At 69.2% G+C, this 12,419-nt stretch carries 16 protein-coding genes; 13 read left to right on the top strand and 3 right to left on the bottom strand.

The features are described 5' to 3' along the window. Nucleotides 1–12 precede the first annotated feature (12 nt). The 3 genes from ACQY4O_RS14900 to ACQY4O_RS14890 all read left to right on the top strand — a co-directional run bounded on the left by ACQY4O_RS14900 (nt 13) and on the right by ACQY4O_RS14890 (nt 2,910). On the top strand, nt 13–288 hold the full coding sequence (locus ACQY4O_RS14900; protein ID WP_428377138.1) for a DUF2160 domain-containing protein: 276 nt from the start codon (nt 13–15) through the stop codon (nt 286–288). 69 nt (nt 289–357) lie between these two features. Further along, entirely contained in the window at nt 358–2,121 is a 1,764-nt protein-coding gene (locus ACQY4O_RS14895; RefSeq protein ID WP_428377137.1) for an ABC transporter substrate-binding protein, read from the top strand. A 24-nt stretch (nt 2,122–2,145) separates the two neighbouring features. Then, nucleotides 2,146–2,910, top strand: coding sequence for a hypothetical protein (locus ACQY4O_RS14890; protein ID WP_428377136.1), 765 nt, complete (start codon nt 2,146–2,148; stop codon nt 2,908–2,910). On the opposite strand, the gene ACQY4O_RS14885 is transcribed toward ACQY4O_RS14890, so the two are convergent. After that, a complete protein-coding gene (locus ACQY4O_RS14885) occupies nt 2,845–3,516 on the bottom strand; it encodes a tetratricopeptide repeat protein (RefSeq protein ID WP_428377135.1) in 672 nt (223 codons plus the stop codon). The two genes, ACQY4O_RS14890 and ACQY4O_RS14885, sit on opposite strands and share 66 nt — an antisense overlap. A 428-nt stretch (nt 3,517–3,944) precedes the next feature. Here ACQY4O_RS14885 and ACQY4O_RS14880 point away from each other — a divergent pair, with 428 nt between their 5' ends. From ACQY4O_RS14880 to ACQY4O_RS14850, 7 genes are all read left to right on the top strand, one after another. Further along, nucleotides 3,945–4,643 carry a hypothetical protein gene (locus ACQY4O_RS14880; protein ID WP_428377134.1) on the top strand — a complete coding sequence of 233 codons (699 nt, stop codon included), beginning with the start codon at nt 3,945–3,947 and terminating at the stop codon, nt 4,641–4,643. 42 nt (nt 4,644–4,685) lie between these two features. Next, on the top strand, nt 4,686–5,957 hold the full coding sequence (locus ACQY4O_RS14875; protein WP_428377133.1) for an NRAMP family divalent metal transporter: 1,272 nt from the start codon (nt 4,686–4,688) through the stop codon (nt 5,955–5,957). Between the two features lie 10 nt (nt 5,958–5,967). Beyond that, on the top strand, nt 5,968–7,500 hold the full coding sequence (locus ACQY4O_RS14870; protein ID WP_428377132.1) for a YjbE family putative metal transport protein: 1,533 nt from the start codon (nt 5,968–5,970) through the stop codon (nt 7,498–7,500). A 204-nt stretch (nt 7,501–7,704) separates the two neighbouring features. Next, nucleotides 7,705–7,854: a hypothetical protein gene (locus ACQY4O_RS14865; RefSeq protein ID WP_428377131.1), complete on the top strand. Its 150-nt coding sequence runs from the start codon at nt 7,705–7,707 to the stop codon at nt 7,852–7,854. After that, nucleotides 7,851–8,387: an SPFH domain-containing protein gene (locus tag ACQY4O_RS14860; protein ID WP_428377130.1), complete on the top strand. Its 537-nt coding sequence runs from the start codon at nt 7,851–7,853 to the stop codon at nt 8,385–8,387. Before ACQY4O_RS14865 ends, ACQY4O_RS14860 begins: the two co-directional genes overlap by 4 nt. Beyond that, on the top strand, nt 8,329–8,658 hold the full coding sequence (locus tag ACQY4O_RS14855) for a hypothetical protein (protein WP_428377129.1): 330 nt from the start codon (nt 8,329–8,331) through the stop codon (nt 8,656–8,658). The genes ACQY4O_RS14860 and ACQY4O_RS14855 overlap by 59 nt, the downstream gene beginning before the upstream one ends. Nucleotides 8,659–8,705: 47 nt before the next feature. After that, complete coding sequence (locus ACQY4O_RS14850; RefSeq protein ID WP_428377128.1) at nt 8,706–9,287, top strand: hypothetical protein; 582 nt, start codon at nt 8,706–8,708, stop codon at nt 9,285–9,287. Here ACQY4O_RS14850 and ACQY4O_RS14845 read toward each other — a convergent pair. Further along, nucleotides 9,240–9,524: a tetratricopeptide repeat protein gene (locus ACQY4O_RS14845; protein ID WP_428377127.1), complete on the bottom strand. Its 285-nt coding sequence runs from the start codon at nt 9,522–9,524 to the stop codon at nt 9,240–9,242. The genes ACQY4O_RS14850 and ACQY4O_RS14845 overlap by 48 nt on opposite strands. Nucleotides 9,525–9,749: 225 nt before the next feature. Further along, nucleotides 9,750–9,947, bottom strand: a complete 198-nt coding sequence (locus tag ACQY4O_RS14840) for a hypothetical protein (protein WP_428377126.1) — start codon at nt 9,945–9,947, stop codon at nt 9,750–9,752. Between the two features lie 55 nt (nt 9,948–10,002). Between ACQY4O_RS14840 and ACQY4O_RS14835 the strand changes: the two genes are divergently transcribed. The 3 genes from ACQY4O_RS14835 (at nt 10,003) to ACQY4O_RS14825 (ending at nt 12,414) form a co-directional block, all read left to right on the top strand. Further along, nucleotides 10,003–10,239: a hypothetical protein gene (locus ACQY4O_RS14835; protein WP_428377125.1), complete on the top strand. Its 237-nt coding sequence runs from the start codon at nt 10,003–10,005 to the stop codon at nt 10,237–10,239. 82 nt (nt 10,240–10,321) lie between these two features. Continuing rightward, nucleotides 10,322–11,101 carry a substrate-binding domain-containing protein gene (locus ACQY4O_RS14830; protein WP_428377124.1) on the top strand — a complete coding sequence of 260 codons (780 nt, stop codon included), beginning with the start codon at nt 10,322–10,324 and terminating at the stop codon, nt 11,099–11,101. After that, nucleotides 11,098–12,414 (top strand): MFS transporter, encoded by a 1,317-nt coding sequence (locus ACQY4O_RS14825; RefSeq protein WP_428377123.1) that lies wholly within the window; start codon nt 11,098–11,100, stop codon nt 12,412–12,414. The genes ACQY4O_RS14830 and ACQY4O_RS14825 overlap by 4 nt, the downstream gene beginning before the upstream one ends. The last annotated feature ends 5 nt before the right edge of the window (nt 12,415–12,419 follow it).

Raw genomic sequence — 12,419 nt, 5'->3', positions numbered from 1 at the left:
GGAGCACGGCGCATGGGGTGGATGGCCTGGAACTGGCACACGGCGGTGTTCTTCCTCGTCATCGCGCTGCTGCTGGCCGGCATGACGCTGCTTGCGATCTTTCGCCCGGAGACGCCGCGGCGGGGGATCCTGCGGTTTCCGACCACACGGGGCGACCGTCTGTTCGTCTCGCTGATCGGCACCGCCTTCATCTACATCCTGTGGATACGCTTCACCGGCGGCACAACGATGTGGGCGCCGCTGGCGGTATCCATCCTCTACGTGACAGCGATGTTCCGTTTTGCTTAGCTAACAACAAGGTCTCGGCGAACAACCGCGCATGACGCGGATGGTGCCCGGCAACAGGGAGAGAACCACATGACCATCAAACGACGTGACGTGATCAAGGGTGCGGGTGCTGCCGCAGTCGGTACCGGTGTCCTGATCAACAGCCGCACCTCGCATGCGCAGAAGGTCGATGCGGCGAAGAAGTGGGTGGACAGCGAGTTCCAGCCCTCCACGCTGTCCAAGGACCAGCAGATGGCGGAGATGGAATGGTTCATCAACGCGGCGAAGCCGTTCGCCGGCATGAAGGTGAACTGCGTTTCCGAGATCCTCAATATCCACGAGTACGAGTCCAAGACGCTGACCCGCGCGTTCGGCGAGATCACCGGTATCACCGTCAACCACGACCTGATGGACGAGGGCCTGCTCGTCGACAAGATCGAGGTCGAGATGCAGTCCGGGCATCCGATCTACGATTTCTGGATGAACGATTCCGACTTCATCGGCACGCACCCGCGATACAAGGACATCATCGATGGCTCGCTGACCGATTTCATGGCGGGTGACGGCAAGGACGTCACCAGCCCGACGCTCGACCTCAAGGATTTCATCGGCCTTTCGTTCGGCGAGTTCACCGACGGCAAGCTCTATCAGTTGCCCGACCAGCAGTTCGCGAACCTGTACTGGTTCCGGTACGACTGGTTCAAGCGGCCTGAACTCAAGGCGCAGTTCAAGCAGAAATACGGCTACGAACTGGGCGTGCCGAAGAACTGGTCGGCCTACGAGGACATCGCGGCCTTCTTCACCAACGACGTCAAGACCATCGACGGCGTGCGCGTCTATGGCCACATGGACTACGGCAAGAAGGATCCGTCGCTCGGCTGGCGTTTCACCGATGCCTGGTTGTCCATGGCCGGCGCCGGCGATCGCGGGCTGCCGAACGGGCGTCCGGTCGACGAGTGGGGCATCCGCATGGAGGATGGCCGTCCGCGCGGGTCCTCGATCACCCGCGGCGGCGATGCGAACGGACCGGCCGCGGTCTATGCTCTCACCAAGTTCGTCGACTGGCTCAAGAAGTATGCGCCGCCGGAAGCCGCCGGGATGGACTTCCTCGAGGCGGGGCCGGTGCCGGGGCAGGGCCATATCGCCCAGCAGATCTTCTGGTACACCACCTTCTCGGAATCCATGACCAAGCCGGGTTCGATGGTGATGAACCCGGACGGCACGCCGAAATGGCGCATGGCGCCCAGTCCGCACGGCGCATACTGGAAGGAAGGCCAGAAGCTCGGCTACCAGGATTGCGGCTGCTGGACGATGCTGAAATACGCCAAGCCCGAGCGGGTCAAGGCGGGCTGGCTGTACGCGCAGTTCTGCACCTCCAAGACCGTCACCCTGAAAAAGGCGGTGTTCACGCAGCATCTGATCCGCGAGAGCGACGTGATGAGCCAGGCGCTGACCGACCTTGCACCCCGGCTCGGCGGCCTGGTCGAGTTCTATCGCAGCCCGGCCCGCAAGAACTGGACCCCCACCGGCGTCAACGTGCCCGACTACGGCAAGATGGCGCAGGTCTGGTGGCAGAACGTGTCGAACGCGATCGCCGGTTCGGTGACGCCGCAGCAGGCGATGGACGGGCTGGCGCGTGACCAGGACGCGATCATGACCCGCATCCAGCGGTCCGGTGTGCAGGGCGATCTCGGTCCGCTGATGAACCCGATACGGACGCCGGACTACTGGTACAAGAAATCCCAGCAGGACGGCAATCTCGCACCGCAGCGCAAGCTCGCCAACGAGAAGCCGCCCGGCGAGACCGTCGACTATGACGAGCTGATCAAGAGCTGGGCGCCCGGCAAGAGCTGAACCGGCCAAACCAGGACCTGGCAGATGCGTGTCGTGTTTCGCTGCGATCCGGCGTTGCGCGACATGCTGCCACCTCCGGTTCCGGCGCGCGACGCGCTGCCGGATTGGCTGCGCGCGATGGCACCGCGCGCGGCCTCCGAACTGCACGGCGGCGAGGCGGTCCGCACCGTCAAGCAGTGTCCGCCGTTCGTCGATGCGATGATGCACGGTTTCATCGTCCCGTTGCCGTGCGATGTGCATGTCGAGGCGGGGCGGCTGTCCTGGGACTGGGACATCCCGCCGCTCGCCGCCGCCCTGCACCCACGCTCGCCGATCAGTTTCCATACGCCGGCGCAGCTCGAAGGCACGCCGCTGCACCGGCCGGGGCAGGTGGCGGTCAAGTTCAACAGTTTCTGGACCATCGAGCTGGAGCCGGGCTGGTCGCTGCTGGCGACGCACCCGCTCAACCGCGACGACCTGCCGTTCCGGCTGCTGACCGGGATGGTCGATTGCGACCGCTACCACGACGTCGGCATCCTGTTTCCGGCTGTGTGGACCGATCCGGGCTTCGAGGGCGTGCTGCGGCGTGGCACTCCGGTCGCGCACTGCATTCCGGTGCAGCGGGAGCCGCTGACGCTCTGCATCGACACGCTCGGCCGCAATGAGGCGAGGCAATACGATGCGGCTGCGCGGAGCCTGCTGGAAGCGCCCGGGCATTATCGGCGGCATTATCGCGCGGCGCGGTCAGGCGTCGGCGAGGCGTTGGCGCAATCGGGCGGGATCGAGCCAGAGCGCGCCGACTCGGCCTGACACCAGCGACTGCGCAATCCGGCCGAAGCTTTCGGCACGCAGGCGATAGGCCAGGGCGTAGGCATCGAGCGCGGGCTCCAGTTCGCCCAGTTCCTGCAGGGCGACGCCAAGGTTGAGTGCCGCCTCGTGGTGGGTCGGGCTGGCCTGCAGCACCTGGCGATAGGCGTCGGCGGCGGCCCCGGGTTGCTGCCGGTCCTGTCGCAGCAGGGCGAGGCTGTACCAGCCCTCCGCGAACATGCGGTCGATTGCCACCGCCCGTTCCAGGCTGGCCAGCGCCGCCTCGTCACGACCAAGGGCGCGCTGGCAGTGGGCTGCGATGTACAAGGCATCGCGATGGTCGGGTTCGACATCGAGCACGCGGGTGCAGGCGACCAGGGCGGCCGCGGGCTGAGCGCGATCCCGGAGCAGCGCTGCCAGCACCAGCCAGCCGGGGACGTAGGACGGGAACGCTTCGAGCTGCGGCAGCAGCGCGGCCGCCGCGGGATCGGCTACCCGCAGCAGCCGGCAGGCGTTGCCGAACAACCGGCCGGCAGCGTCGGTAGCGGCGGCGATGCCGGCCCAGGCCTGCCGGAGAACCTCCTCGGCGGTCGGGGATTTCGGGTGCATGACGCAACGTTAGACAGGCCGATCCCCAGGATGCAAGCCAACACCAGCCGGTCTAGGCTGGGCCCAGGCTAGGAGCCTGTCCGAGAATTTGCCAGCCGACGCGGGCCGAGATTTGATTCACTGCTTGGCATGAGCAAGACCTTTCGTGCGTGGGACGTGGATCAGGCGTGGCTTTTACCGCCGTCGGTGCACCAGTTTGTACCGGCGACCATCAGCATTCGACTACGGCGCGTGGTTCGCGCATTCTCATGAGCGTCAATCCGGGGCTCTGGGCTGTGGGTTGTTGGCCTCGCGACCACAGCCTCTCAGCCCAGCCCCGGAGGGACAACCTCCATAGCAGCGACAGCTAGAGCAGCCTGGACGCGAGAGACGGATGTGCCGCCGGGAGGCCAAAGCCCGGCGGCACTCTCCATTTCGGACTGGGGCTGATGAAGATAACCCTGCGTTGCGATCCCGCCCTCGAGGCCGCGCTGGAGCGCCGGGTGCCGGCGCGCCACGCCCTGCCCGACTGGCTGAAGGCGATGCCGATGCTCGCCGCCTCCGACATGCATGCCGGCGCCGAGATACGCACCGTCAAGCAATGTCCGCCATTCATCGACGCCATGCAGTGCGGCATCATGATGCCGTTGCCGTGCGACCTGCACTATCGCGATGGCGTCTTCACGTGGGACTGGTCGCTGCCGGAGCCGAGCCTGCCGGGCCATCCGCGCGCGCCGATCAGCTTCCACTCGGCGGCCCAGGTCACGGGCGCGCCGTTCGGCAGCGCGAACCTGGTCAAGTTCATCGGCCACTGGACCATCGCGCTGCCGCCCGGCTGGTCGCTGCTGGCGACGCATCCGCTCAACCGCGACGACCTGCCGTTCCGGACGCTGACCGGCCTGGTCGATGCCGATGCCTTCAACGAGATCGGCCTGCTGTTTCCCGCGCGCTGGCTCGATGCGGCGATGCCGGGCGCGCTGCCACGCGGCACGCCGGTGGCGCAGCTGATCCCGATCCGGCGGGAACCCGAGGAGCTGGAGTTCGGCACCATCGATGACGCGCGCGCGGCAGGCTTTGCGCGCGTCGGCGAGGCGGTGCTGTCGGAGCCGGGCATCTACCGCAAGCAGTTCCGTGCCCGGGAGCGGTAACCCCATCGTGGCCCGACGCCGCTGGGCCCGACGCCGATGGGCATGACGTCGGACGATCCGCGCCTGCCGAAATCGACAGCGGCTACGCCGCGCGCCCGGATGACGGCGCTCGTCGCAGCACTCGCGGCCTGGGGACCGGGTTTGCTGGTGATGCTGGCGGACGCCGATGCGGGCAACGTGATCACCGCGGCGCAGAGCGGCGTGCGCTGGAGCTACCGGCTGCTGCCGCTGCTGCTGCTGCTGATCCCGCTGCTGTACATGATCCAGGAACTCGCGGTCCGGCTCGGCCTGTTCACCGGCAAGGGCTTTGCCGAGCTGATACGCGAGCATTTCGGCCGCGGCTGGGCCTATGTGGCGCTGGCGGCGGTCGGCGTGGCGACGCTCGGCTCGCTGGTCACCGAGCTGATCGGCATCGCCGGCGTCGGCGAGCTGTATGGCGTGTCGCGCATGCTGGTGCTGCCGGTCGCGGCCGCCTGCCTGCTGCTGGTGGTGCTGAGCGGCAAATACCGCCGGGTCGAACGCGCCGCGATCGTCATCGGCCTGTTCGAGCTGAGCTTCTTCCTGGTCGCCTGGTCGTCGCACCCGCACCTGGCGACGGTGCTGCACGACGCCGGCGACCAGCGGTTCGGCAATACCGACTACCTCTATCTGTGCGCCGCCCTGATCGGCGCCACCTTCAATCCGTGGATGGTGTTCTACCAGACCTCGGCGCTGGCCGAGAAGAAACTCGGCGGCCTGCATCATCGCGCCGCCCGTGCCGATACCGCGGTCGGCGCGGTGCTGACCCAGGCGGTGACGGCCGCCGTGCTGGTAGCCGCCGCCGCCACCATCGGCCGCACCGGTGCGACAACCTCGCTGGACACGGTCGGGCAGATCAGCGGCGCGCTGACGCCGCTGCTGGGCGGCACCATCGGCCGGCTGGTGTTCGGCATGGGTGTGGTCGGTGCTGCGATGGTCGCCGCGATCGTCTGCTCGCTGGCGTTCGCGTGGAGCGTCGGCGAGGTGGTCGGACTGAGCCATACGCTGGAGCGGCAGCCGCTGCGTGGTCCATGGTTCTATGTTAGCTACACGGCCTGCGTCGGCGGGAGCGCCGTCATCGTGCTGCGCGAGAGCAACCTGGTCTGGCTGTCGATCGCGGCGCAGGTCGTGAACGCCCTGCTGCTGCCGCTGGTGGCGGCCCTGCTGCTGGTGCTGGCGGCGACCGTGCTGCCGGCGCCGGTGCGTCTGCGCGGGCCGTATCTCTGGGTGGTGGCGACCCTCGCCGGCCTCGTCAGCATCGCGGGCCTGGTCGGCGCCGTGGCCGGCCTGGCATGATGGGCCTGGCATGATGGGTGTGGATTTCTCGCAGGGCGTCAGCCTGCTCACCATTCCGATCCAGATCCTGTTCATCGACCTGCTGCTGAGTGCCGACAACGCGCTGATGATCGCGCTCGCCTGCCGGGCGCTGCCGCCGTCGGAGATGCGCACCGCGGTGCTGTTCGGCACCGCGGGGGCCATCGCGCTGCGCATCGCCATGGCGGCGATGGTGCTGTTCGTGCTGCAGGTGCCCGGCCTCAAGCTGGTGGCTGGCGCGATCCTGCTGGGCATCGCGGTCAAGCTCACGCTCGGCCGGGACGGCACGGTGCCCGAGACCACGCGGGCGCGCGCCGACATGCTCGGCGCCATCGTCGCCATCATCGCCGCCGACGCCGTCATGAGCCTCGACAACGTGGTCGCGGTGGCCGCCGTGGCGCACGGCAGCCTCCTGCTGCTGTCTTTCGGGTTGCTGATGAGTATTCCGATGCTGGTCTATGGCAGCGCGCTGATCCGCGGCATGCTCGACGGACGCCGACTGCTGGTGCTGCTCGCCGACATGTTCCTGGGCTGGATCGCCGGCAGCATCGCGATCTCGGATCCGCTGGTGTCGGCCTGGATCACCGCCAGCGCACCGGCCCTGGTGATCGCGGTGCCGCTCGCCTCCGCGATCTTCGTGCTGTGGGAGGCACGCATCCTGTCGGGCTCGCGGATGCAGCGCGTTGCCGTCCCGCAGCTGCCACTGCATGAGGGGAGCGCGACGCCGGATGAATTCGACGATCTCGACGGCGCGCCGGTCATCGACGCGCAGCGCGTGCAGGCCTTCCTCGCCGGCCTGCGCGGCCCCCGCGCGCCACGTGCGCCACGAGCGCCGCGCGCCAGCGCTGCGGAGACGGCGCCGGCTCGGCCACGCCCGAGCCGATTGCCCCGCCTGGTGCCCGCGCTCGCGCCGCGGGTGGCGGGCGACGGCAGCTGGCGGCTGCTGCCGTGGCACCTGCAGAGCGCCGGCGCCGCGTTCGTGCTGGTGGCCGCGGTCTGGCTGGCGACGGGGTTCTACAAGGTGCAGCCCGACCAGGTCGGCGTGGTGCTGCGCTTCGGCCGCTACGTCGACACGCACGGGCCGGGGCTCAACTACCACCTGCCCTATCCGATCGAGGTCGCGCTGCTGCCCAAGGTCACCGAGGTCAACCAGGTCAGGCTGGCCGACGGCGCCATCCTGCAGATGCTGACCGGCGACGAGAACATCGTCGAGGCCACCGCCGCGGTGTTCTGGCGCATCCGCGACCCGGAGAAATACCTGTTCAACGTCTATGACCCGCAGGGCACGGTGCCTGTCGCCGCCGAGGCCGCGGTCCGGCATGTGGTGGCACTCAATCCGATCCAGGCGGCGCTGTCCGACCAGCGCCAGAAGATCGCCGACGACGCGCAGACGCTGCTGCAGCAGCTGCTGGATTCGTATAATACCGGCATCCAGGTGACGCAGGTGGAACTGCAGCGCGTCGATCCGCCGATGGCGGTGATCGACGCCTTCAACGATGTCCAGCGCGCCCGCGCCGACCAGTAGCGCGCCCGCAACGAGGCCGAGGCGTACCGCAACGACATCCTGCCGCGGGCGCGCGGCGATGCGGAGCGGATCAGGCAGGAAGCCGAGGCGTATCGCGCGCAGGCGATCAACCAGGCGCGCGGCGAGGCGGACCGTTTCTCGGCGCTCGATGCGAGTTTCCAGCAGGCGCGCGGCATCACCGCCCGCCGGCTGTATCTCGACACGATGGAGGCGGTGCTGAAATCCGCCAACAAGGTGATGCTCGATCCGACCGGACATGACGGGTCCGGCGTGGTTCCGGTGCTGCCGCTGACGGTGCCGCGCGCGGGGACGCCGGCGCTTGCCGCGATACCGCCTGCGGGGGATTCGCCATGAGCCTGCCCCGGCTGATCGCAACCGTGCTGGCGGCCGCTTTCGCGATCTGGATCGTCTCGCTCGGCCTGTTCACGCTGACGCAATCGCAGCAGGCGCTGGTGGTGCGGCTGGGCAAGCCGGTGGCCACCATCACCGATCCCGGGCTGCACCTGAAGGTGCCGTTCATCGACACCGTGGTGTTGTACGAGAAGCGGCTGCTGCCGCTCGAGCCGCCGGCCGACCAGATCATCCTGGGCGATCAGAAGCGGATCGAGGTGGAGACCTTCTCGCGGTTCCTGATCGACGATCCGCCGCGTTTCTACCAGTCGGTCGGCACGCTGGACCAGGCCCGCTCGCAGCTGGCCCAGATCGTCAGCACGTCGCTGCGTCGCGAGCTCGGGCAGATCTCGCTGCCGGTGCTGCTGACGCCGCAGCGCGACCACTTGAGCAGCACGATCCACGACGAGGTGGCGCAGGAAGCTCGGCGTCCGCGTGGTGGACGTGCAGATCCGGCGCGCCGACCTGCCGGCGGAGACCAGCCAGGCGATCTATGACCGCATGATGTCCGAACGCCTGCGCGAGGCCAAGGAGTTGCGCGCCGGAGGCTTCGAGTGGGGGCAGACGATTCGCGCCAAGGCGGATCGCGATCGCACGGTGCTGCTCTCCGACGCGCTACGGCAGAGGAGGGCAACAAGCCATGACGCCCGTCTTCAGGCGGACCTCCGCTTCCGCCGCCGGATTGCTCATGGCGCTGATGCTGTGCCTGCTGACGGTGACCCCTGCGATCGCCGTCGACGTTTCCGAGCTGAGCGACTTCGAGAATAATCCGTGCGTGGTAACCCTGGCCGCTCGCAACAAGGCGCAGCACGCGCGTGTCCGGCGTTCGCGGATCGACCGCCCAGACCATGCTCGCCTTGCTGCTGCGCATCGGCATCGGTTCTCTGTGTCTTGGCTTGCTGTCGCTGCCCTTCCTCAAACTGCTCGGCAGCGTGGTCCTGGTGGTCCTGATCGCGGCTGCCATCCGCCGCCAGCCGCTGCGGCCGGAGGCGCCGGAGCCGGGACCATATTCCCCCGTCGCGGTGATCGTCGCCGGCATCGTCAACGACGCCGCCCTGTCAGCGCCCGGCCTGCTGGCGCTCGCGCTGGTGGCGCGCGGCGGCTGGACCTTGCTGGTGGCGACGGTGCTGCTCTGCCTGCTGGCCTCGATCCCCCGGGTGCGGCAGGCACGGCTCGCCCTGCGTCGCAGCCGGATCGGCACGCTGGTGAGCGCGATCCTGCTTGCCGTCAGCGTGGCGCTCATCGGCCTGTCCGATCCGCCGGTCGTCCGCCTGACCGGCAACCAGGCCAGCATCGTGACGGGCCTGGTCTCGATCGGCTTTGCGCTGTTCGTGCTGTGGCGCGCCGGCCTACTGGATCAGCTCCGAGCCCGGCAGCGTCCGGTGTCCGGCGGCTGAAGCGGCCAGCGTGCGGCGCAGGTCGTCGGCGGACACCCAGACGGCGCCGCAGCGTCCTGCGGCAAGCTCCTGGGCGATCCGTGGAAAACCATGCGGGTCGAGCTGTAATGCCCTTGCATAGGCCGACAGCGCCGCCGGCAGGTCCGAGACTGCCTGATACGCACTGCCGAGATTGTGCCAGGTTTGCGCCCGCTGCGGCTCGAGTGCCAGCGCCCGCAGATAGGCGTCCCTGGCCATGGCCGGCTGCGCATTCTCCTGCAGGGCGGCGCCCAGGTCGTGCAGGATGGCGGCATCGTGCGGCAGCCGGTGCTGCGCCTCGGCCAGGACGGCTGCCGCCTGCTGCCATGCGCGGCGCCGGAAGTGGAGCTGCCCGAGGGCCTGGTGCAGTTCGCCGGATGCCGGATGCCGGCGGACGGCCTCGGCGGCTTTCTCCGGATCGCCGGCGGCAAGCAGGGCGGCCGCTTAGCCGCGCAGGTCCGGGCGTCCGGAGGACCGTCGAGCAAAGGCGTCCGCGAAAATCCTGCATGCCTCGGCCGGCTTGCCATCGGCAAGCAGGGCGTGCGCCAGGCCGAGATGCGCCGCCGACAGCGCCGGCTCCAGACCGATGGCAGCCCGGAACGCCAGCACCGCCGCCCTCCAGTCGGCCCGACGCGACAGCACGCTGCCAAGGGTCAGGTGCGATGCGGCAGCCCCGGGCTGTGCCGGCTAGTGCCCGTTGCGCCCACAGCAACGCCTGGTCACCGTCGCCGTCCTCGGCGGCCAGGATGGCGAGCAGGCGCATCGGGCCGGCATCGCCGCCCAGCTCGGCTGCAAGCCTGAACAGGCGCCGTGCTTCGAGCGCATCGCCGCCGCGATGACGGGCCATGCCATCCGCGAACACGGCCTGCCAGGATCTCCCGGGCGTCTCAGGCAACCGCGGCGCCTGGGCGGGTTTTATCGACTGGCACGGTAGGACGGTAGTCAGGCCCGTCGGCAGGATGCAAGCGAACGGAAACTGGCTTGCGCGGGATCGGATGCCGGGAGAGCGAGGGCCGATGCGTGGGATTGCGTTCCGCCGGCTGCTGATGGCCGCCCTGATGATCACCGCAGCCGCAGGGCGCCGGGCGGAGGCGACGGAACTCCATGTCATCGTTGCCAACAGTGCCCGCGCGGCCCTGCTCCGGTTGGCACCCGACTACATGCGGCAGTCCGGGGACCGGATCGACATCGAGGCCGGCCTGTCGGGCGGCGGGGGCGCCAACGCCATTCCCGCCCGGCTAGCCCACGGCATGGTGGCCGACGTGCTGGTGATCCTGCGGCCCGACCTGGACCGGCTGGTGCGGCGTGGCCTCGTGCTGCAGGGGGCCACCGCCGATGTCGCGCGGGCACGTGTTGCGACCCTGGTCCGGACGGATGCGCCCGCCGCCGATCTCGGCAGCCCGGCGGGGCTGCGCCGCGCGCTACTGGCCGCGCCGTCCATCGCCATTCCCGGTGGCGGCAGTGGCGCCTTCGTGTCGCGCACCCTGTTCCGGCGGCTGGGCGTGCAGGACGCGATCGCGGGCCGCACGCACGAGGTCCAGGGCATGCCGGTGGCCCGGGCGATCGCCGACGGACAGGCCGCGATCGGTTTCCAGCAGGCGAGCGAGGTCGGCGACGTGCAGGGCGTGCGCATCGTGCCGCTGCCGCCTGCGCTGCAGATGCCGGACGCGATCGCGGCGGGCATCGCCGGCGCCAGCCGTCACCGCGACGCGTCGGCGCGGCTGATACGCTATCTGTCCTCCATGCCGGCACAGGCCGTGATTGCCGCGTCCGGTCTGGCTCGTGTGCGGCCATGACCGCCGCCGCGCAGACCACCCGGTCCCGGCTCGGCCTCGCGGTCCGGGTGGCGTGCGGCAATTTCCTCGAAATGTACGACTTCATGGTGTTCGGCTACTACGCCGCCGCCATCGGCCGGACCTTCTTTCCGACCGGCAACGCCATCGGCTCGCTGCTGCTGGCGCTCACCACCTTCGGCGCCGGCTTCCTGATGCGCCCGCTCGGTGCGCTGGTGCTGGGCGCCTATGTCGATCGCATCGGCGTGCGTCGCGGCCTGGTGCTGACGCTGGCTTTGATGGCGATCGGCACGCTGACCCTGGCCTGCATGCCCGGCTATGCGGAGATCGGCCTTGCCGCCCCGGTCCTGGTGCTGGCCGGGCGCCTGCTGCAGGGCTTCTCCGCCGGGGTGGAGCTGGGATCGACCTCGGTGTTCCTGGCCGATCTGGCGCCTCCGGGGCAGCGTGGCCTGTATGTATCGCTGCAGTCGGTCTCGCAGCAGGTCGCCGTCATCGTGGCGGCCTCGCTCGGCGTGGCGCTGGAGGCGTGGCTCAGTCCGGCGCGGATGGATGCGTGGGGCTGGCGCATCCCGCTGCTGATCGGCTGCGCCATCGTGCCGTTCCTGTTCGTGCTGCGGCGCTCGTTGGCCAAGGGCGAGGTGATGCATGCGCACCGCCCCGCCCCGCCCGGCATGGGCGCGATCATGCGACGGCTGCTCGCCGCCTGGCGGATCGTGCTCGTCGGCGTGCTGCTGGTGGTGATGACGACGACCTCGTTCTACCTGATCACCGCCTACACGCCCTCGTTCGGCCGCGCGGTGCTGCACCTGTCCAGCCGGGCCAGCCTGGTCGTCACACTCTGCGTCGGCCTGTCGAACCTGATCTGGCTGCCGCTCGCGGGCGCGCTGACCGACCGCATCGGGCGTCGTCCGGTGCTCATCGCGAGCACGCTGCTGACCATCCTGACCGCCTATCCCGCGATGCACTGGCTGGTCGGGCACGCCTCGTTCGCGCACCTGCTCATGGTCGAGCTCTGGCTGTCGTTCCTGTACGGCTCGTATAATGGCGCGATGGTGGTGTTCCTGACCGAATTCGTGCCGCAGGACGTGCGCAACTCGGGGTTCTCGATGGCCTACAGCCTGGCGACCTGCATCGGCGGCTTCACGCCGGCGGCCTGCACCTGGCTGATCCAGCAGACCGGCAACCGCGCGATGCCCGGGCTGTGGCTGACCGGGGCGGCGTTGTGCGGGCTGCTGGCGGCGCTGCTGGCGCGTCCACGCTCCGCGATCGACACCATGCGGACCCCCGCCTATCCTCAGGGTCGCAAAGCGGGTTGACCAGC

The organism is Lichenicoccus sp. (genome assembly GCF_965277665.1).
Classification (GTDB): Bacteria; Pseudomonadota; Alphaproteobacteria; order Acetobacterales; family Acetobacteraceae; genus Lichenicoccus.
This window is presented reverse-complemented; position numbering and strand designations above follow the sequence as displayed.